The following is an 18,005-nucleotide window of genomic DNA, read 5'->3' as shown; positions in this document are numbered from 1 at the left end:
GAGTGCTAGGGATCAGAACCCTAGCACCGCAAGGTATGGCGCGGGTGCCCGACGAACGTGCGCCGGGCATCCGCGGACGGCGACCAACCAGCCCGTCAGGACCCCATGATCGCGTCGATGATCCCCTGCTGGGTCACGGTTGCGGTGCGCCGGTCGAACAGCGCGAACCCGTACTGACCGTTGTGGCCGTTGTCCCAGTAGGCCGTGACCGCGCCGTACTTCTTCGCGGTCGCGACGAGCGTGCGCGCGTAGTCCGCCCGGTACCGGTTGTTCGACGAGTCGAACGCCGTCTTGTCGATCGAGCCGTACTCGCCGACGAACACCGGGTAGCCCTTGGTCGTGAACGCGTCGTACGTCTTCTTCAGCTGCGCGTCCATGAAGTCCTGCTGGCCCCACGACGTCTTCTTCGACGCGTCCGTCGCGTTCGGCCCCCACTGCGTGTAGGTGCCGTTCTCCGCGCCCGCGAAGTCCCACGGGTCGTAGTAGTGCACCGAGATCATGAGCCGCTTCTCGTTGCTCGGGATCGCCGACGAGCGGTACTGGTCGGTCGGGATGACGAACCCGTAGCTCCCCGTCGTGTAGTCGATGTTCGTGTTCCACCCCGGCACGAGCAGCCAGCGCGAGGCGTTGTTGCCCCCGGTCTGGCGCACCGTGTCGACGAAGACCTGGTTGTACGCGTTGATGTTCGAGTAGCACGGCTGCGTCGGGTTCCCGTACTGCCCGTCGAAGTTCTCGTTCATCGACTCGAAGACCAGACGACCGCCGTAGCCCCCGAGCTCCGAGGCCACCTGCTGCCAGACCTTCTGGTACTTCTCCCGGATCGCGGTCTGCGACGACGCGTCGCAGATGAGCCACGAGCCGCTCACGCTCTTGTAGCCGTCCCCGTGCATGTTGACGACGACGTACAGCCCGCGGTCGTAGGCGAGCTTCACGACCTCCTCGATCCGGTCCAGCCACGCGGCGTCGACGGTGTAGCTCGGCGCCGAGCCGATCTTGCTGAGGTACGAGACCGGGATCCGGACCGTCGAGAAGCCGGACGCCTTGACCCGGTCGAGGAGCGCCCCCGTGACGACCGGGTTGCCCCACGCCGTCTCGCTCGGCACGCCGTTGATGTTGGCCTCGAGCTGGTTGCCGAGGTTCCAGCCCTTGCCCATGCCCGCGACGAGCTGGGCGGCGTTGCCCGTGACCGGGCCCGTGGTCGGCGTCGGGGTCGGGGTGGGCGTGGGCGTCGGTGTGGTCGTCGGCCGCGGCGACTGGGTCGGCGTGGGGGAGGGGGACGTCGTCGGCGTGGTCGTCGGGGTGACCGGGCTGCCGGTGCACGCGACGCCGTTGAGCGTGAAGGCGGTCGGCGCCGGGTTCGACCCGGACCACGTGCCGTTGAAGCCGAACGACGCGGTGCCGTTCGTGCCGACCGACCCGTTCCACCCGGCGTTGCGCACCGACACCGCGGCCCCGGACTGGGTGACCGTGCCGTTCCACAGCTGCGAGACCGTCTGGCCGGCGCCGAAGGAGAAGCGCAGGTCCCACGAGGTGACCGGGTCGCCCAGGTTCGTCACCTGCACGTTCGCGCCGAAGCCGCTCTGCCACTGGTTGGTCACCGCGTAGTCGACGCGGCAGCCGGCGGCGGCGCTCGCCGGCTGGGAGACCACGATCGAGCCGGCGACGACGACCAGGGCCGCCGTGGCCACGGTCAGCGCCTTGCGGAGTGCGCGCACGGGAGGGACCCCTCTCAGGGGACGGGAGCGCCACGGCCCGGGCGACCCTGGCGACGGACTGGCAAGCCCACCAGAGCGACGTCACCCGCGCAGCCGTGCAAAACGATTCACACCGCGACCGGCCCGCTCGGCATGCTGGCGTCCGTGGACATGTACCTGCAGACCGAGCGCGTGACGTTGCGCCGCCTCCGCGCCGACGACGCCGACCTGCTCATCGAGCTCGACAGCGACCCCGCCGTCATGCGCTACCTGTCCGGAGGCGAGCCGACCGCGCCGGACCTGATCCGCGACCGCGACCTTCCGAGCATCCTCGCCGGCTACGACCGGTGGGCCGGCGACTTCGGGCTCTTCGCCGCCGCCACGGCGGGCGGCGAGTTCCTCGGGTGGTTCTGCCTGCGTCCCGAGCGTGACGGGCCGCTGGACGAGGTCGAGCTCGGGTACCGGCTGCGGCAGGTCGCGTGGGGCCAGGGCTACGCCACCGAGGTGTCGTCCGGCCTGCTCGAGAAGGCGTTCACCGACCTCGACGTGCGCGTCGTGTGGGGCGCGACGATGGCGCTGAACCGCTCGTCGCAGCACGTGATGGAGAAGGTCGGGATGACCGTCACCGGGGCCCTGGAGACGCCCGAGGACATGCTCGCCGTCGAGGGCGCCGAGCTCGGTGGCTACAGGTACGAGATCACCAAGGAGCAGTGGGAGCAGCGGCACCGTCCCTGAGGTGCGTCGCCGCCGGCCGTGACGAGGCCGGAGTCGTCGGCACGGCGCCACCCGCCCAGGTATCGCCGGGTGTGCGGATCGGCGACGACCGGGGACGACGTCCCGGCCGGCCGCACGTCCGCGACTCCCGACGTGGCCCAGGTGTGATCGCACAGGCGCCTGACGTGACGGCCTGAGGGCGCTCCCTCGTCGGCGGTGGAGGACACTGGACGCACCATCCGTGCATCGACGAGGAGTCCCCGTGCCGCAGGCAGTCGTCCGTTGGTTCGACCCCGAGCGGGGGTTCGGCTTCCTCGACCTCGGGGACGACGCCGAGGACCTGTTCGTCCACGCGTCGGAGATCGTCGGCGACGACGGGCCGAGGGTGCTCCGCGAGGGGCAGGAGGTCGAGTTCGAGGTCGGCGAGGGGGACCGCGGCCCCGTCGCCCGCCGGGTCCGGGTGGTCGGCGACGTGGCGGCCGACGCCGCGCTCGGCGTGCTCGGCACCGTGAGCTGGTACGAGCCGGCGAAGGGGTACGGGTTCATCGGCCCGGACGGCGGCGGTCCCGAGATCTTCCTCCACAGCTCGGCGATCGTCGGCGGCGGCGTGGTCGTCGAGGGGCAGCGCGTCGCCTTCCTCGTCGTCCCCGGGGAGAAGGGGCCGCAGGCGGACCACCTGCTGCCGCTCGGCGACGCGGCCGGCCGCGCGGTGGCGTCCGACGGTGCCGACGGCACGGTGACCTGGTACGACCCGGACAAGGGCTTCGGGTTCGTCGCCGCGGACTCCGGCGGAGAGGACCTGTTCGTCCACGCCCGCGCACTGACCGGCGGGCTGAACGAGCTCGTCGAGGGTGACCGCGTGACCTACGAGGTGGCGGCCGGCGAGCGAGGTCCGCAGGCCCTCGACGTCCGGCTCGTCGCCGGCCCCCCGCGCCGGAGCAGGCCCGCGGCGCCGCCTGCTCGCGGTCGGTCGGGGCCGCCTGCGGGCGGTGGGGCACCCGCGCGCGGCGGTGAGGGCGTGGTCGCCCGCTACGACGCGGACCGCGGCTTCGGGTTCATCACGCCGGACGCCGGAGGCCCGGACCTGTTCGTGCACGTGTCGGTCGTGCGCAACGCCGAGATCCTCGAGGAGGGCGACCGCGTCCGGTTCAAGGTCCGCCAGAGCGACCGAGGACCGCAGGCGGACGGCGTCGAGCTGCTCTGAGCTCCTGTCGATTCCGGCGAGGCTCGTCCGTCAGAGTGGTGACAGGGCAGGCAGATCAGCCGCACAGGAGGAGCGACATGACGCAGTACGCCATCTACTTCCACCAGCAGTGGGTCGGCGACCACCCGGCCGAGTGGTTCCAGAGCCGCGTCGAGCCCAGCACGGCGGTCGTCCGCGAGATGGAGGCGGCCGGGGTCCTGGTCTTCGCCGGCGGGCTCGAGGAGGACCTGGCCGACGCGTTCACCGCCGACGCGACGAGCGGGACGGTGACGATCACCGACGGTCCCTACACCGAGACGACCGAGTACCTCGGGGGGATCACCATCATCGACGTGCCCGACCTGGAGACCGCCAAGATGTGGGCGGGCCGGGTCGCCGTGGGCTGCGGCTGGCCGCAGGAGGTCCGGGTCGTCAAGTAGGCCCCGGCACCGGGTCGACTCAGGAGCGGTGCCCGCCGCAGCGCGGCTTGACCGGACCCAGCGCCGAGTTCACGGCGGCCGTGTAGGCCCGGTAGCCCTCGACGGTGGGGTGGAACGCGCCAGGGTCGGACGCCCCGAGGATCCACGCCTCGGGCGCGTTCGCCCCGTGCCCGTCGAAGCGTGCGCGCACGTCGACGAACCGGAACCCGGCGCGGCCGGCCGCGGCGGCGATCACGGCGTCGAGGGTGTCCGCGGCGGCATTGAGGGTGGCGAGCTCGGCCGTGGTGGCGGCGAGGTAGGGGCCGTGCTCCGGCGAGAAGAGCCGCGGGTAGCCGGTCACCACGACGCGGGCGTTCGGGGCAGCCGCCGTGACCTGGGCGTAGACGGTGTCGAGGAGCGCCGGCAGCTCGTTCGTGATCCGGCCGTCCACGAGGGCGACCGCGCCCGCGCACTGCGCGTCGGTGCCGCCGAGGCACGCGGAGACGGCCGTCGACCAGCCGACGTCGTTGCCGCCGACGGTCAGCGTCACCACGTCGGTGTCGGCGTCCAGCGCGGCGAGCTGACCGCCGCTGACGAGCGAGGTCGTGGTGGCGCCGGCGCAGGCCACGAAGTCGTCGAGGCGCAGGCGGTGGCGCCCGTCGAGCTGCACCGGGTAGGCGCTCTGCGACCGGCCGCAGGCCTCGTAGGGCGGGACGCCGTACCCGGAGGCGTACGAGTCGCCGAGGGCGTCGAGGACGACGCGGGAGGGAGAGGCCGACGCCGCACCTCCGGCCGACCCGACGAGGACGAGCGCGGCGGCGATCACGGCCAGGACGGCGGACCTCGTCGTCCGCTGAGAGCGCGTCATCCTCGCACCGTAGCCACCCCGGGCGAGCGGTGCCGGGCGAGAGGGGGCGTCGCCCCGCCGTCGGCGTCGCGGGCGCCCAGCGCCGTCGGATCGGCGGCCGGGGACGACGCCGGTCGGCCGCTGGTCGGTGACCCCAACTTTTCTCGACGTCGGCCCGTTCTAGTGGACGTCGACCGAGGGAGATGGGTGTGCCGATGGGCCGGTGGGAGCCGATGCTCGAGCAGCTCGTGCGGGAGCGGTATCCGCGCTTGCTGTCGCGGGCGACGTTCCTGACCGGGTCGCGCGAGGACGCCGAGGACCTGGTCCAGGAGGCGTTGGTGGCGTCGTTCTCGGGGCGGGCGCGCTTCGGGTCGGTGAACGAGGCCGAGGCCTACGTGCGGCGGGCGATCACGACGAGGTCCGTGGACCGGTCGCGGACGGCGGGGCACGAGCGGCGGGCGTGGGTGCGGCTGGCCGGGTTCGCGACGTCGGAGGTGGTACCGGAGCCGCAGGGCCTGTCGGGTGACGTCGTGGCGGCGTTGGGGGTCCTGGCGCCGCGGGTGCGGGCGTGCGTGGCGCTGCGGTTCCTGGACGACCTGTCGATCCGGGACACCGCGGACGCGCTCGGGCTGACGGAGGGGTCGGTCAAGCGCTACACGGCTGACGGCATCGCCGCCCTGAATACGGCGCTCGGCACCACGGCGAGCGATCCGGAGTTCGTGAGCGTGAAGGAGGTGGGTCGTGGAGCGTGACCTGCACGACGTGCTGCGTGCCGCGGCGGACACGGACGCGGCGGCGCTCGCCCAGGTGGGGACCGAGGGACCGTGGGGGCGGGCACTGTCCGGTGTGCGGCGCCGGCGCAGGGTCCGGCACGCCCGGCAGACGGTGCTCGGTGTCGCGGCGGTCGCGGTCGGGGTCGCGGTCGTCCTGGTGGGCAACCTGGTGCGACCGCAGGTGGAGCCGGCGGTGACGCCCAGCCCGCACGTCACGACCAGCCCGCGCATCACGACCAGCCCGCAGCCGTCGACCACCCCGACACCTGTGCCGACGACGCCGCCCGTGGCGCTGATCGAGGAGCCCGGGCTGCCGCCCTACCGGCCGCTGACTGCCGACGTGCTCGCGACCGCGGGTGCCGGATGGGTCGTCAGCCAGCTCGACCTTCGAGAGCCGGGCGCGGCCCTCGGGGACGCCCCGGTGCGGGACACCGCGGTCTTCGTGTCCTCGCCGGCCGGCGAGGTGTACCGCGCGGCCGACCCGGACCCGTCGGGCCTCGGTCCCGAGACCGGGTTCTCCCTGGAACGCTGGCCCGCGGGGGCCTCCTTCGTCGTGGTGAGCGGCTCGGGCGAGCAGCACCACCGGGCCCGCCTCGACCTGCTCACCGGGGCGGTGACCGACGACAGCCGCGGCCTCCCGGATCGAGTGGGCTTCGTCGACGTGACGCCCGACGGCACCGAGGTCTGGGAGCGATGGCCCTCAGCGTGGCCGCTCGGCGGCGCGTGGGTGCTACCGGCGTCCGGAGACGCTCGACAGATCGGGTCCGGTGGCGACGACGACGACACGGACGTCCTCGTGGTCGACCCCACGGGACGGTACGCGGCCGTCAGCACCGGGCAGGGCCCCGCGGTGCTCGACCTGACGTCGGACGCACCCGGCGCGCCGATGGCGGTGGACCGGCCGGCGGACGAGAGCTGCCAGTCCGGGCTCTGGTTCAGCCCGACCCGCCTGCTGCTCAACTGCTACGCGCTACGTGAGGGCGCGACGCTGTCGGTCGTCGTGACGGCGGTCGTCGTCGACGTCTCGAGCGGGTACCCGGTGGTGACGTCCACGCGCGAGTACCCGCCCGGTGAGCCGTACCCGGCGTGGGCGGTCCGGGTGGCGGACGGGGTCTTCGCCGCGTCGATCGGTGAGGGCCGGGGGTGGCCCGGGACGCGGTGCCCGGGCGTCGCGTGGTTCGACGGCGAGGGGCGGGCGACGGCGCCGCTCTCGACCGCCGACGACGGATCCACCTTTGTCGTCGCGGGAGTGGAGGGATTCCTCTACACCGTGGAGTCGGGGTGCGGGACAGGGGGGCCCACGTGGTCCGTCACCCGGCACGACCCGCGCACGGGCGAGTCCACGGTCGTCCTCACCAGACCCGTGACGGACCTCGACGGTCCGGGCATCGGAGAGGTGGTGGTCGCCAGGTGAACGACGTGCCCATGGGCGTCTTCCGCGGCGCCCCGAGGTGGCTAGGTTGGTTCCGGGAGGACCACTCCCGGCACGGAGATGGAGCAGCGATGCAACGACGTATCGGACTTGTCGCCCTGTCGGTCCTGGGCATGCTCGCGCTGGGGGCCCCACCGGCCGCCGCCGCGGACGACGCGGGCGCGCCCGCGCTCGACATCACGCACTGGCTGCCGTACGGCGGCGTGAACCTGTGGGAGGTCCCGCTCGCGGCCGACGACCCCGCGTTCGGCCGACCGCAGCTGGTGACGTCGCTGGTCGCGGGCGGGTGGGACTTCGGCTCGTCGCGCACCGAGGCCGGCGACTTCGGCGACGTCTCCGGCACGGACGACGGCAGCCCGGACTGGCTCCTGCCGCACCGTCAGCCCGACGGCGGGCTGCTCCTGTGGGTCGTCGGCGGCGGCCCCGACCCCACGCCGCACGTGTGGGGTGAGCTGCGCACCGGCGGGTGGTCGTGGGACGCGTCGCGCCAGCTCGTCGGCGACGTCGACGGCGACGGCCTGGACGACGTCGTCAGCGTGCACAGCAACCCGGTCGCACCCGGCGACGTCCGCACCAACGTGTGGGTGCACCACAACACGGGGACCGGCTTCGCCGCGCCCGAGCTCTGGGCCCAGCTGCAGGACACGGCGCGCCCGTGGCTCCTGCCGTTCTTCCAGGTCCGGTACGCGCTCGGCGACACCGACGGCGACGGCCGGGCGGACCTCGTCAGCACCGTCCCCGACTCCACCGGGTCGTCGTCCTCGTGGGACGACGGCGTGCGCCACACGATCCACGTCAGCACGGGCTCGGCGTTCCGCACGGCCGCGTCGTCGACCGTGGCTCCGGCCGGGCAGCGGTGGTCGTTCACCGCCGGTCGCGAGCTCCTCGCCGACGTCGACGGCGACGGGCGCGACGACCTCGTGAGCGTGCAGGTGCAGCAGGGCGGCGGGATCGCCCTGTGGTCGCGCGCGTCCGCCGGAGAGGTGTTCGCGGACCAGCCGACCCTCCTGACCGGGCTCTACGCGGGCGGCTGGGACTTCTACCTGTCGCGCCAGTACGCCGCCGACGTCGACGGCGACGGGCGCGACGACGTCGTCACCATGCACGCCCAGCCCGACGGCGGGTCGCTCCTGTGGTGGCACCGCACGAACGACGCCGGCACTGCCTCGGAGGCGCCCGTCGTGATCGGCACGCTCAGCGGCGGCGGGTGGAGCTACTGGTCGAGCCGCGCGAGCGTCGGTCACGCGCACGCCGTCTGAGCCCACCGACCGGTAGGCGGCGCGCCGTCGGTGCCCCACCGGGGCGGCGTTCCGGCGCGGTCCGATACTGGGCGGCATGCTGACGATGCCGACGGTCGCGCCCGCGTGCGGCGGCGTCCGGCTCCGCGCGTTCGAGCTGCGCGACACCGCGATGGTCCGCGACCTGGCCACCGACCCCTACGTCCCCCTGGTCGGCACGCTCGTCGCCCACGCGACGGAGCAGCAGGCCGTCGAGTGGATCGAGCGCCAGCACGACCGGCTGCGCACGGGCACCGGGTACTCCTTCTGCGTCGCCGCCGCCGCCGACGACCGCGCCGTCGGGCAGGTCGGGCTGTGGGTGAAGGACGTCGCGGACGGCCGGGCCACCGCGGGATACGGCGTCGCGCCGCGCGCGCGGGGGAGGGGCGTCGCGGCCGATGCGCTGAGGGCCGTGACGGCGTTCGCCTGGAGCCTGCCCGCGCTGCACCGCGTCGAGCTGTACATCGAGCCCTGGAACGTCGCGTCGGTCCGCACCGCCGAGAACGCCGGCTACGAGCGCGAGGGTCGGCTGCGCAGCCACCAGGTCATCGGCGGGCGGCGGGTCGACATGGAGGTCTACTCCGCGCTCCGACCGCGCTCACCGGGCACGTCGTTCGCCGAGTGCAGGCGGCCGCATGCCGCCGGTGTCGTCGAGGACGCGGCGGGCGCGCGAGCTGTGCACGGCCCTCCGGGGGGCCCCGGACGTGGGCCTGGTTGTCCGAATCCTCGGAAAGGGTCTACGGCCCCGCGCGCGGAATGGACGTTCACCGGGCTGACGATGGCGCCGTGCTCAGGGGCGCGGTGCGGCTGCCAGGGTTGCGAGTTCATCGACCTGAGCGATGAAAGAGTCGCGATACGGCTCGTCGACCGGGATTGCCCGCACCATCTTCAGCAACCGACCCACGAGGGACAGCAGCTCGACGCGTTGATCGTCTGCCAGCTCTTCGACACCGAAGAATCCGACGTTGAACTCGATGAGCTCCAGCAGGTGGTCGGCGAGAACCTTGTCTGTTGTGTGGTTCGCCAGGGCGTCGAGCACCCAGAAGAACGTCGACGACGACGAGTGCCACTCCCGTCCGTCCGCGAGAAAGAAACTGCCGGCCACGATCACTCACCTACCAGGAAGACGCGATCACCGAGCGTCTCGATGAACTCAGCTCCGGCGGTCATGAGTGTCCACAGTGCGCAGGTGGTCGACCTCGCCGACGGTGACGACGGCGCGGTTGTGGAAGTACCCGTCCTCACGGAGCGTCGTGATGCTTCCCGACGGCACCGGGAACGCGACGTGGCCGGCAGCCTCGACCGGCATGCCGATCCAGGCCGCGACGAGCAGGCCGGCGGTGAACCCGTGGGTCACGACGACCAGCTCGTCGACGTCGTGCAGGAGAAGGTCGGTCATCGATGCGTAGGCGCGAACGGCGACGTCGAGCCGGGTCTCCGCGCCGGCCACACCCTCGTGGTGGCGGAGACGGTCTCCGACGGCGGGCGGCGGCACGAAGCGGGCGTCGAGCCACGCCTGCGGGCGCCCACCCGCCTCCCCGTAGGACTTCTCGCGCAGCCGGGGGTCGAGCACCGGTTCGACGCCCAGGGCCTCACCGATCGTCGCGGCGGTCTGACGCGTGCGCCGCAGGTCGGACGTGGCGACGGTGACCCGCCCCACCGTGCTGATGCGTGCGCGCAGCGCAGCGGCGATCGCCACAGCCTCACGTTCCCCGCGCAGGGTCAGGGTCGAGTCGAACTGGCCACCGACCACACCGTCGACATGGTGGGTGGCCTCCGGGTGCGTCACGACGTGGACAGTGCGCTCACGCGCCGGCACCCGGCCGGGTACCGGCGGCAGCGGGTAGGCGTCCACGACGACACACTCCCACGACCGCCGACGTCGACCTGCCGCGCGGGACCGCTTTGCTAGTGACAGCTGCGGCCGCCCGCGTCACCGCGTGGCGAGCGACCGCACCACCACGAGCGCCTCGGCGAAGCAGGCGTCGCGGTCGAGCGCCCCTGACCCGAGACCGTCGACCGCTCCTGCTGCCGCCGTGCCAGGGTGCGGGTCCGCGGCCGCGAGGACGGCGTCGATCGCCGCGGCCTCGGGTGCGAGTGGCGTCCGTGCCGCGGCCGCCGGCCCCAGCGAGATCGTCGCGACGGCCGCGGCCACCGGTCCGGACGCGCCGGCGCCGTCCTCGTCGTCGGGCTCTGCCGGGAACAGGGCGTCCCACGCCTCGCCGAAGCCCGTCCAGGGTGCGGCCGGCGTCGCACCGCGTGCGATGTCGGCGAGTGCCGTGGCGAGCCCGGGCCGGTCGAGGATCCCGGCCCGTTCGCAGGCCCGGGTCGCCGCCCAGGTCGCGACGGCACGCTGCTGCTCGGGGTCGAGCCCGGCGATCGCGTCGACGAGGTCGCGGTCCTGCCCCGCGAGCTGGCGGGCGCGCCACCCCCAGGCCCGGAGGTCGTCGCTCGGTGGCCGACCACCCCAGGCGTCGGTCTCCTCGCGCTCGAGCCGCGCGCGACGCGCAGCCTCGTCGCGGGCCCGGTCCGACGCCTCCTGAGCGATCCGCGCACGCGCGCGTTCCTCCGGTGTCGGCGGCGGGGGCGTCCGCTCGGCGACGCCGTGCCAGTACCGGGCCGCCTCGCTGCCCCACCGCACCACCGTGTCGGCGGCGGGCGGAGCGGGCCAGAGCTGCAGGAGGTACCGGTCGAGCGGCTGCTCCCCCTCCCCGGGTCCCCCGCGATGGGACTCGTCCATCCCGTGCGCACTCCAGCGGGCGCGCAGGGACCTGTCGGTGGGCAGGTCGAGCGGCTCCGCGTGGCCGAACGAGGTGAGCGCGTACGGCTCGCCCTCGACGGGGGTCAGCGAGGCCTCGACGACGTCCTCCCAGTCGGGTTCGGGCGGCGGGGCGTCGTCGTGGAGCTCGATGCGGACCGGGACGGACCCGGTGTGCAGCCCGACGACGAACGACAGCGCTCCGGGGAACGTCGCCCCGCACAGCCCGTTCCGCTGGCCGCCCCGTGCTTGGAGCAGCTCGGCAGTGAGGCCGGCGCCGAACGGCTCGATCGCCATGTACCCATAGTGGACGCCGACCGACTGGTCCAGCAGCACTCGCACCGTCACGACCTCGGCGTGCTCAGAGCTCGCGCAGCATGGTGTCGGAGCCTCCGTTGCGGCCGACCACCACGAAGCCGTGCCGGGAGTAGAGGGCGCGAGCGGCGGCATTCCCGTCTTCGACGCTCAGACTCACGGCCCGCCACCCGAGGCCGTTGGCCTGCTCGAGGCAGCCGGCCAGCAGCGCGGTCCCCACGCCCCGGCCGTGATGGGGTCGGGCGACGGCCATGCCGAGCTCCGGGACGTCGTCCGCGACGTAGCCGTAGCCCGGCGTGGCGGCGGGCAGGGCGCGCGCCCAGACGGCTCCGAGCGGGCAGCCGGCGTCGTCAGTCGCGACGAGCCCGAAGTCGTCCGGGCGCTTCCACCCTCCGAGGTAGCGGTGGGTGTGGGCGTCTGCGACGACCTCGGCGCGGGTGAACCGCTGCGTCCCGTCCCAGTTGAACGCCTCGAGGAGCAGGTCGTGGAGCAGGTCGATGTCGTCGCCGGTCGCATCGCGGAGCATCACGCCCGCGATCCTGGCACGGCACGTGACACCATCGCCGCATGGCGCCGATCCGCGTGCCCGACACCCTCGAGACCGATCGCCTCGTGCTGCGGCCCCGCAGGGTGGAGGAGGCCGCGACGTACCGCCGGCTCTGGACCGAGCGGGATCCACGGGTGCCGGAGCACCGGCGGATCGACGCGCACGGCCGGCCGACCGTGGCGGACATCGCCGCAGGCGTCGACGGTGAGCCGGGGCTTCTTGCCGTGCACCGCAGGGCCACGGCCGAGCTGATCGGGTACTGCGGCCTGACCCTGCACGGCAGCGAGCGGTCCGACGAGCCCGAGCTGGCCTTCGAGCTGTTGCGGGCGGCGCATGGCCGCGGCTACGCCACCGAGGCGGGCCGGGCGGTGGTCGAGTGGGCGCGCGAGTCGGGCTGCCCCCGGCTGTGGGCGACCGTGTGGGACTGGAACGTGGCGTCGCGCCGGGTCCTGGAGAAGCTCGAGTTCGACGAGACGGGCACGGTTCTGGCGGAGTCCACCCATGGCCGCAGCATGCTGACCGTCCGGCACCTCTGAGCCGGCCCGCGGTGTCCCCGTGGCCGACGTGTCGCGATCGGGGACGCCATCGGACCGGGCACCCCACCCGCAGCCGCTGATCGGACCAGTTCTGTCAAGCCGAAGCGGCCTGACGTGGGACTGGACAGGATGGTGAGACGCGCGTCGTCTCACGAACTTGTCCAAGTCCTCGAGCGGCTCGTGTTGGGCTGCGAGCAGCCGGGGCGGGCGGGCGGTCCGAGCGCCTGGATCAGGAGCGCCCCTGTGGGTGCGGTGAGCACCGAGAGATCCCCGTTGTACGGGACGACGATGACGACCCACGGACCACGGTGCTGAGCCCGGTCCGCGGCTCGAGCAGGACTCTCAATCCCGACGGGCCATAGCCTCGTGGATCAGGGCGACGCACCGAGTCACGACGGCGTCGATCTCCAACCTGCCCGGGGCGCATCCCTCCCACAAGGCGTCTGGCTCGACCGACTCGTCAACCGCATCGTCGGGACGACGGGGCCACGCCAGCGTGCGCGGGTAGGCGCCCGTCATTGCGAGCGACCACCCCGTGCCTGCGGCGCGCTCGTCGACCGCGGTGACGATCTGCTGTTCAATCTGCCTCGCCGACTCGGGTGCCTCTGGGTCGCACCTGGTGAGCGCGAACGCGACAGCCTCGGTGTGCTGGTCCTCGTCGCCGTCCCACTCCAGTGCCAGCGCTTCCAACGCCGGCATCAGCATGGGGTCGGCGAGTTCTGCCGCCGCCTCGAGCACCAACAGCGTGATGGGCCCGTCGGGCTCCTCGAGTAGAGCCCGGACCCGGACCAGCGCCTCCGGGGCCCCTCGGCGGGCCAGCCCGACCAGCGCCTCTGCTGCCGCGTCCGCGTCCTCGTCGTCCAGCCGCGCGAGCAGAGCGGCGCGGATTTCGGACGAGTCCTGCGACGACTGGGTACCCAGACCGAACGTCGCCCAGTCGCGCACCCGCGGGTCGGTGTCCGTCGAGAGCATGATCAGCGCGTCGATGGCCCGATCAGGCAACGGGTCGGCGTATGGCATGCCCGGAACGTGGCTCGCCACTGCCCGGCGCACGCCGGGAGCCGGGTCTCCCGCGAACGACAGCAGGTCGTCGAGCCACGCGGCGTCCTGCGCGTCGCCCAGGGCGGCTACCAGGTCCTCGCGGACGTCATCGTCCCGCTCCGCGCGGGCCGCACGCAGCACCTCGGGAAGCACCCGTGCACCGAAGGGCCGTCCCTCCGGGAACCCGAACTGTCCGAGGACCCATGCAGCCGCTTGCCGATGCCACGGATCATCGTGCGACAACGCGCTCAAGGCGAGTTCGAGGACCGACTCCTCCGCCTCGACCTGGAACTGCGCAACCAGCGAGGCCGCCTCGTCCTCTACCTCCGCGTCCCCGAGCCCCTGACGAAGCGCGAGCAACCGCACCCACCGTGCGTCGACCTCAGCCACGACGCCGACGGTAGCGCTCGAGCCCACGGCTTCGGGCGTCGTCCCTGGCCAACTCGATGAGACTCGGACCCGCCGTGGCCAACTGCGTGAGATCTGGCCAACTCGGATGAGATCCCACAGCGTTAACCGGCGGGGAAGCGCGCCGTGACCGTCGCCCCTCACGCGTCTTCCCGAGCGATTCGGCGTCTTCCCGAGCCCTTGGATGCGTCTTCCCGCGGGATCCGGGGAGGCGGGCACGCAGACCACCGCAGGAGACCCGGTCGATCCTGGGAATGCTCAGAACGCTCACAAGGTTGAGCCAATCAGACTCAAGTTTGGCGGGTCGAGGTTGCGCGGCCGTCACGGCCGACGCAGACTTGAGCCCGGCGGACTCAAGAGCGGCCCGCTCCACCCCGGAGCAGGGCCCCGCAGACCCGAAGCAGCACAGGAAGAAGGCACGCACATGGCACGAGCAGTCGGCATCGACCTCGGCACCACGAACTCGGTGGTCTCGGTCCTCGAGGGCGGCGAGCCCACGGTCATCGCCAACGCCGAGGGGTCGCGCACGACGCCGTCGGTGGTCGCGTTCTCCAAGACGGGCGAGGTGCTCGTCGGCGAGATCGCCAAGCGCCAGGCCGTCACCAACGTCGACCGCACCATCACGTCCGTCAAGCGCCACATGGGCACGGACTGGACGGTCGAGATCGACGACAAGAAGTACACGCCGCAGGAGATCTCCGCGCGCGTGCTGGGCAAGCTCAAGCGTGACGCCGAGGCGTACCTGGGCGAGCCCGTCACCGACGCCGTCATCACGGTCCCGGCGTACTTCAACGACGCCGAGCGCCAGGCGACGAAGGACGCGGGCGCGATCGCCGGCCTCAACGTCCTGCGCATCATCAACGAGCCCACCGCGGCGGCCCTGGCCTACGGCCTGGAGAAGGGCAAGGAGGACGAGCTCATCCTCGTCTTCGACCTCGGTGGCGGCACGTTCGACGTGTCCCTCCTCGAGGTGGGCAAGGACGACGACGGCTTCTCGACGATCGAGGTCCGCGCGACGTCCGGCGACAACCGCCTCGGCGGCGACGACTGGGACAACCGCATCGTCGAGCACCTCGTCTCCGAGGTGAAGAACACGACGGGCGTCGACCTGTCGAAGGACAAGATCGCCCTGCAGCGTCTGCGCGAGGCGGCCGAGCAGGCCAAGAAGGAGCTGTCGTCCGCGACGGCCACCAACATCTCGCTGCAGTACCTCAGCATGAGCGAGAACGGCCCGGTCCACCTGGACACGAAGCTCACGCGCGCGCAGTTCCAGCAGATGACGCAGGACCTCATCGACCGCACGAAGGCGCCGTTCCACTCGGTGATCCGCGACGCCGGCATCAAGCTGTCGGAGATCGACCACGTCGTGCTCGTCGGCGGCTCGACCCGCATGCCCGCGGTGACCGAGGTCGTCAAGGAGCTCACCGGCGGCCAGGAGCCCAACAAGGGTGTCAACCCGGACGAGGTCGTCGCCGTCGGCGCCGCGCTGCAGGCCGGTGTCATGAAGGGCGACCGCAAGGACGTCCTGCTCATCGACGTCACGCCGCTGTCGCTCGGCATCGAGACCAAGGGCGGCGTCATGACGAAGCTCATCGAGCGCAACACGGCGATCCCCACCAAGCGCTCGGAGATCTTCTCCACGGCCGAGGACAACCAGCCGTCCGTCCTCATCCAGGTGTTCCAGGGCGAGCGCGAGTTCGCGCGGGACAACAAGCCGCTCGGCACGTTCGAGCTCACCGGCATCGCGCCCGCCCCGCGTGGCGTGCCGCAGATCGAGGTCACGTTCGACATCGACGCGAACGGCATCGTGCACGTGTCCGCGAAGGACCGCGGCACGAGCAAGGAGCAGTCGATGACGATCACCGGCGGCTCGGCCCTCCCCAAGGAGGACATCGACCGCATGGTGAAGGAGGCCGAGGAGCACGCGGCCGAGGACAAGAAGCGCCGTGAGGACGCCGAGGCCCGCAACTCCGCCGAGCAGCTCGTCTACTCGACCGAGAAGCTCCTCGTCGACAACGCGGACAAGCTGCCCGAGGACGTCAAGACCGACGTGCAGGCCGCGGTCGGCGAGCTCAAGGTCGCCCTGGAGGGCACCGACGTCGACGCCGTGAAGGCGAAGACGCAGAACCTCGCCACGGTGAGCCAGAAGATCGGCGAGGCGATCTACTCGCAGCAGCAGTCGGCCCCGGCCGACGCGCCTGCCGCGGAGGAGCCCGCTGCGACGACGCCCGACGAGGACGTCGTCGACGCCGAGATCGTCGACGACGAGGACGACAAGAAGTGACGGACGAGAACGACCGCCCGGTGGGGTCGGGTCAGCCCGACCCCGCCGAGGGGGCACCCCGGTTCACCGACAAGCGCCGCATCGACCCGGAGACGGGGCAGGTGCGCCAGCCGTCGCCCGAGGAGCAGGTCCTCGCGGACGCAGAATCAATCGTCCAGGGCGCTGGGTCTGAAGGTCGGGAGGAGGTCGTCCTCGAGGGGCTCATCGAGGCGCAGAAGCTCGCGGCCGAGCGGCTCGAGGAGCTCCAGCGGGCCCAGGCCGCGCACTACAACCTCGAGCAGCAGTACTCCGCGTACGTGAAGCGGTCGAAGGCCGACGCCCTCGCCGCCCACGACCGGGGCATCGCGTCGCTCGCGGAGGGCCTCATCCCGGTGCTCGACGACATCGAGCTGGCCCGCCAGCACGGTGACCTGACCGGCCCGTTCGCGTCGATCGCCGAGAAGCTCACGGCGACGCTGCAGCGGTTCGGCGTCGAGCAGTACGGGCAGGCCGGCGAGGCGTTCGACCCCGCGGTGCACGAGGCGCTCATGCACGCGCACTCCGCGGAGGTCACCGAGCCGACCGTCCAGATGGTCCTCCAGCACGGCTACCGCACGGCCGACCGCGTCCTGCGCGCGGCCCGGGTGGCGGTCGTCGACCCCGAGGCCTGATCATCACCACCACGACCCGCACGTCCAGGAGGGAGGCGCCGTGACCGGGCAGGACTGGCTCGAGAAGGACTTCTACGCGGTTCTCGGCGTCCCCAAGGACGCCGACGGGCCGACCATCAAGAAGGCGTACCGCAAGCTGGCGCGGAGCATGCACCCGGACCACAACCCGGGTGACGCCGTCGCCGAGGCGAAGTTCAAGGAGATCGGCGAGGCCTACGCGGTCCTGTCCGACACCGAGCAGCGTCAGCAGTACGACCAGCTCCGGGCCATGGCCGGCGGCGCCCGCTTCACCGCGGGTGGCCGCGGCGGCGGCAACGCCGGGTTCGAGGACCTGTTCGGCGGCATGTTCGGCGGGTCCAACGGCCCCGGCGGGCGGGTCCGCTACTCGACGTCCGGCGCTCCCGGCGGGGCGGGCGGGTTCGAGGACATCCTCGGCGGCCTGTTCAACCAGGGCGGCGGCGGGTTCCGCGGCCCGCAGCAGGGTGCCGAGCTCGTCGCCGAGGTGACCCTGCCGTTCCGGCAGGCCGCCGAGGGGGCGACCGTCGGGCTCACCGTCGAGGGCCGCTCGTTCACCGCGCGCATCCCGGCCGGGGTGCGTGACGGCCAGAAGATCCGGCTGCCCCGCAAGGGCCGGCCCGGGGAGAACGGCGGCCCGCCCGGCGACCTCGTCGTCACCGTGCACGTCGCACCGCACCCCGTGTTCTCCCTGGAGGGCTCGAACGTGCGCGTCACCGTCCCGGTGGCGTTCGACGAGGCCGCGCTCGGCGCGACCGTCGAGGTCCCGACGCTCGACGGCGGCACCGTGAAGGTCAAGGTCCCCGAGGGCACGCCGTCGGGGCGCACGCTGCGCGTCAAGGGCAAGGGCATCACCACGCCGAAGGGCGTGGGGGACCTGCTCGTCACCGTGCAGGTCGTCGTTCCGCAGCGGCTGTCCGCCGCGGCACGCGAGGCGGTGCAGGCGTTCGGCATCGCGACGTCCGGCGAGGACGTCCGTGCCGACCTGCTGGACGCCGCGAGGAAGTGACCGGCACGCCGCCGGGTGGGGGAGACCCGCCCGGCGGCGCCGGTGCAGGACGACGGGTGCCGACCGCGGCATGGCGGCGACGGGCCGCGTCGGGCGACGGCGC

The 18,005-nt window shown here is 72.7% G+C and carries 16 protein-coding genes and 1 pseudogene; 11 read left to right on the top strand and 6 right to left on the bottom strand.

Annotated elements, in window-relative coordinates; all coding sequences use genetic code 11:
• Positions 1-95: 95 nt before the first annotated feature.
• Positions 96-1,715 carry a cellulase family glycosylhydrolase gene (locus CBZ_RS00540; protein ID WP_165446594.1) on the bottom strand — a complete coding sequence of 540 codons (1,620 nt, stop codon included), beginning with the start codon at positions 1,713-1,715 and terminating at the stop codon, positions 96-98.
• Positions 1,716-1,847: 132 nt separating this feature from the next.
• On the opposite strand from CBZ_RS00540, the gene CBZ_RS00530 reads away from it, so the two are divergent.
• The 3 genes from CBZ_RS00530 to CBZ_RS00520 all read left to right on the top strand — a co-directional run bounded on the left by CBZ_RS00530 (position 1,848) and on the right by CBZ_RS00520 (position 4,031).
• Entirely contained in the window at positions 1,848-2,429 is a 582-nt protein-coding gene (locus CBZ_RS00530; RefSeq protein ID WP_246012917.1) for a GNAT family N-acetyltransferase, read from the top strand.
• Between the two features lie 241 nt (positions 2,430-2,670).
• Positions 2,671-3,612: a cold-shock protein gene (locus CBZ_RS00525; protein ID WP_130779671.1), complete on the top strand. Its 942-nt coding sequence runs from the start codon at positions 2,671-2,673 to the stop codon at positions 3,610-3,612.
• A gap of 77 nt (positions 3,613-3,689) precedes the next feature.
• Positions 3,690-4,031: a YciI family protein gene (locus CBZ_RS00520; protein WP_130779670.1), complete on the top strand. Its 342-nt coding sequence runs from the start codon at positions 3,690-3,692 to the stop codon at positions 4,029-4,031.
• A gap of 19 nt (positions 4,032-4,050) precedes the next feature.
• On the opposite strand, the gene CBZ_RS00515 is transcribed toward CBZ_RS00520, so the two are convergent.
• Positions 4,051-4,878, bottom strand: coding sequence for an SGNH/GDSL hydrolase family protein (locus CBZ_RS00515; protein WP_130779669.1), 828 nt, complete (start codon positions 4,876-4,878; stop codon positions 4,051-4,053).
• A 182-nt stretch (positions 4,879-5,060) separates the two neighbouring features.
• Here CBZ_RS00515 and CBZ_RS00510 point away from each other — a divergent pair, with 182 nt between their 5' ends.
• The 4 genes and pseudogenes from CBZ_RS00510 to CBZ_RS21615 all read left to right on the top strand — a co-directional run.
• A complete protein-coding gene (locus tag CBZ_RS00510) occupies positions 5,061-5,609 on the top strand; it encodes a sigma-70 family RNA polymerase sigma factor (protein ID WP_246012915.1) in 549 nt (182 codons plus the stop codon).
• Positions 5,599-7,044: a hypothetical protein gene (locus tag CBZ_RS00505; protein WP_130779668.1), complete on the top strand. Its 1,446-nt coding sequence runs from the start codon at positions 5,599-5,601 to the stop codon at positions 7,042-7,044. Before CBZ_RS00510 ends, CBZ_RS00505 begins: the two co-directional genes overlap by 11 nt.
• A gap of 89 nt (positions 7,045-7,133) precedes the next feature.
• The gene (locus tag CBZ_RS00500; RefSeq protein WP_165446593.1) at positions 7,134-8,321 is read left to right on the top strand and encodes an FG-GAP repeat domain-containing protein; all 1,188 of its coding nucleotides are present in this window, start codon (positions 7,134-7,136) and stop codon (positions 8,319-8,321) included.
• Positions 8,322-8,397: 76 nt separating this feature from the next.
• Positions 8,398-8,841: pseudogene (locus CBZ_RS21615) on the top strand (GNAT family N-acetyltransferase); the annotation flags it as partial.
• Positions 8,842-9,492: 651 nt separating this feature from the next.
• On the opposite strand, the gene CBZ_RS00490 reads toward CBZ_RS21615, so the two are convergent.
• The 3 genes from CBZ_RS00490 to CBZ_RS00480 all read right to left on the bottom strand — a co-directional run bounded on the left by CBZ_RS00490 (position 9,493) and on the right by CBZ_RS00480 (position 11,938).
• Positions 9,493-10,092: a histidine phosphatase family protein gene (locus tag CBZ_RS00490; protein ID WP_246012926.1), complete on the bottom strand. Its 600-nt coding sequence runs from the start codon at positions 10,090-10,092 to the stop codon at positions 9,493-9,495.
• Between the two features lie 180 nt (positions 10,093-10,272).
• Positions 10,273-11,439, bottom strand: a complete 1,167-nt coding sequence (locus tag CBZ_RS00485; protein WP_130779666.1) for a hypothetical protein — start codon at positions 11,437-11,439, stop codon at positions 10,273-10,275.
• A gap of 19 nt (positions 11,440-11,458) precedes the next feature.
• Positions 11,459-11,938 carry a GNAT family N-acetyltransferase gene (locus tag CBZ_RS00480; RefSeq protein WP_246012924.1) on the bottom strand — a complete coding sequence of 160 codons (480 nt, stop codon included), beginning with the start codon at positions 11,936-11,938 and terminating at the stop codon, positions 11,459-11,461.
• Positions 11,939-11,979: 41 nt separating this feature from the next.
• On the opposite strand from CBZ_RS00480, the gene CBZ_RS00475 reads away from it, so the two are divergent.
• A complete protein-coding gene (locus CBZ_RS00475) occupies positions 11,980-12,495 on the top strand; it encodes a GNAT family N-acetyltransferase (protein ID WP_130779664.1) in 516 nt (171 codons plus the stop codon).
• A gap of 342 nt (positions 12,496-12,837) precedes the next feature.
• Here the strand turns inward: CBZ_RS00475 and CBZ_RS00470 are convergent, their stop codons facing one another.
• A complete protein-coding gene (locus tag CBZ_RS00470) occupies positions 12,838-13,926 on the bottom strand; it encodes a HEAT repeat domain-containing protein (RefSeq protein WP_165446592.1) in 1,089 nt (362 codons plus the stop codon).
• Between the two features lie 442 nt (positions 13,927-14,368).
• Here CBZ_RS00470 and dnaK point away from each other — a divergent pair, with 442 nt between their 5' ends.
• Genes dnaK through CBZ_RS00455 form a run of 3 tightly spaced genes read left to right on the top strand, consistent with a single transcriptional unit; the run spans position 14,369 to position 17,902 of the window.
• Positions 14,369-16,228, top strand: coding sequence for a molecular chaperone DnaK (dnaK, locus tag CBZ_RS00465; protein ID WP_130779662.1), 1,860 nt, complete (start codon positions 14,369-14,371; stop codon positions 16,226-16,228).
• A complete protein-coding gene (locus CBZ_RS00460) occupies positions 16,225-16,878 on the top strand; it encodes a nucleotide exchange factor GrpE (protein ID WP_130779661.1) in 654 nt (217 codons plus the stop codon). The genes dnaK and CBZ_RS00460 overlap by 4 nt, the downstream gene beginning before the upstream one ends.
• A 40-nt stretch (positions 16,879-16,918) precedes the next feature.
• A complete protein-coding gene (locus tag CBZ_RS00455; RefSeq protein ID WP_130779660.1) occupies positions 16,919-17,902 on the top strand; it encodes a DnaJ C-terminal domain-containing protein in 984 nt (327 codons plus the stop codon).
• Positions 17,903-18,005 lie beyond the last annotated feature (103 nt).

This window comes from Cellulomonas biazotea, assembly GCF_004306155.1.
In the GTDB taxonomy this organism is placed as follows: Bacteria; Actinomycetota; Actinomycetes; order Actinomycetales; family Cellulomonadaceae; genus Cellulomonas; species Cellulomonas biazotea.
The sequence above is the reverse complement of the archived record's forward strand: the minus strand, read 5'-3'. Positions and strand labels throughout refer to the sequence as shown.

Coding starts and splice junctions, on each gene's coding strand:
- CBZ_RS00475 (WP_130779664.1), top strand. CDS start 11,980: ATGGCGCCGATCCGCGTGCCCGACACCCTCGAGACCGATCGCCTCGTG.
- dnaK (WP_130779662.1), top strand. CDS start 14,369: ATGGCACGAGCAGTCGGCATCGACCTCGGCACCACGAACTCGGTGGTC.
- CBZ_RS00510 (WP_246012915.1), top strand. CDS start 5,061: ATGGGTGTGCCGATGGGCCGGTGGGAGCCGATGCTCGAGCAGCTCGTG.
- CBZ_RS00520 (WP_130779670.1), top strand. CDS start 3,690: ATGACGCAGTACGCCATCTACTTCCACCAGCAGTGGGTCGGCGACCAC.
- CBZ_RS00500 (WP_165446593.1), top strand. CDS start 7,134: ATGCAACGACGTATCGGACTTGTCGCCCTGTCGGTCCTGGGCATGCTC.
- CBZ_RS00515 (WP_130779669.1), bottom strand. CDS start 4,878: ATGACGCGCTCTCAGCGGACGACGAGGTCCGCCGTCCTGGCCGTGATC.
- CBZ_RS00530 (WP_246012917.1), top strand. CDS start 1,848: ATGCTGGCGTCCGTGGACATGTACCTGCAGACCGAGCGCGTGACGTTG.
- CBZ_RS00480 (WP_246012924.1), bottom strand. CDS start 11,938: ATGCTCCGCGATGCGACCGGCGACGACATCGACCTGCTCCACGACCTG.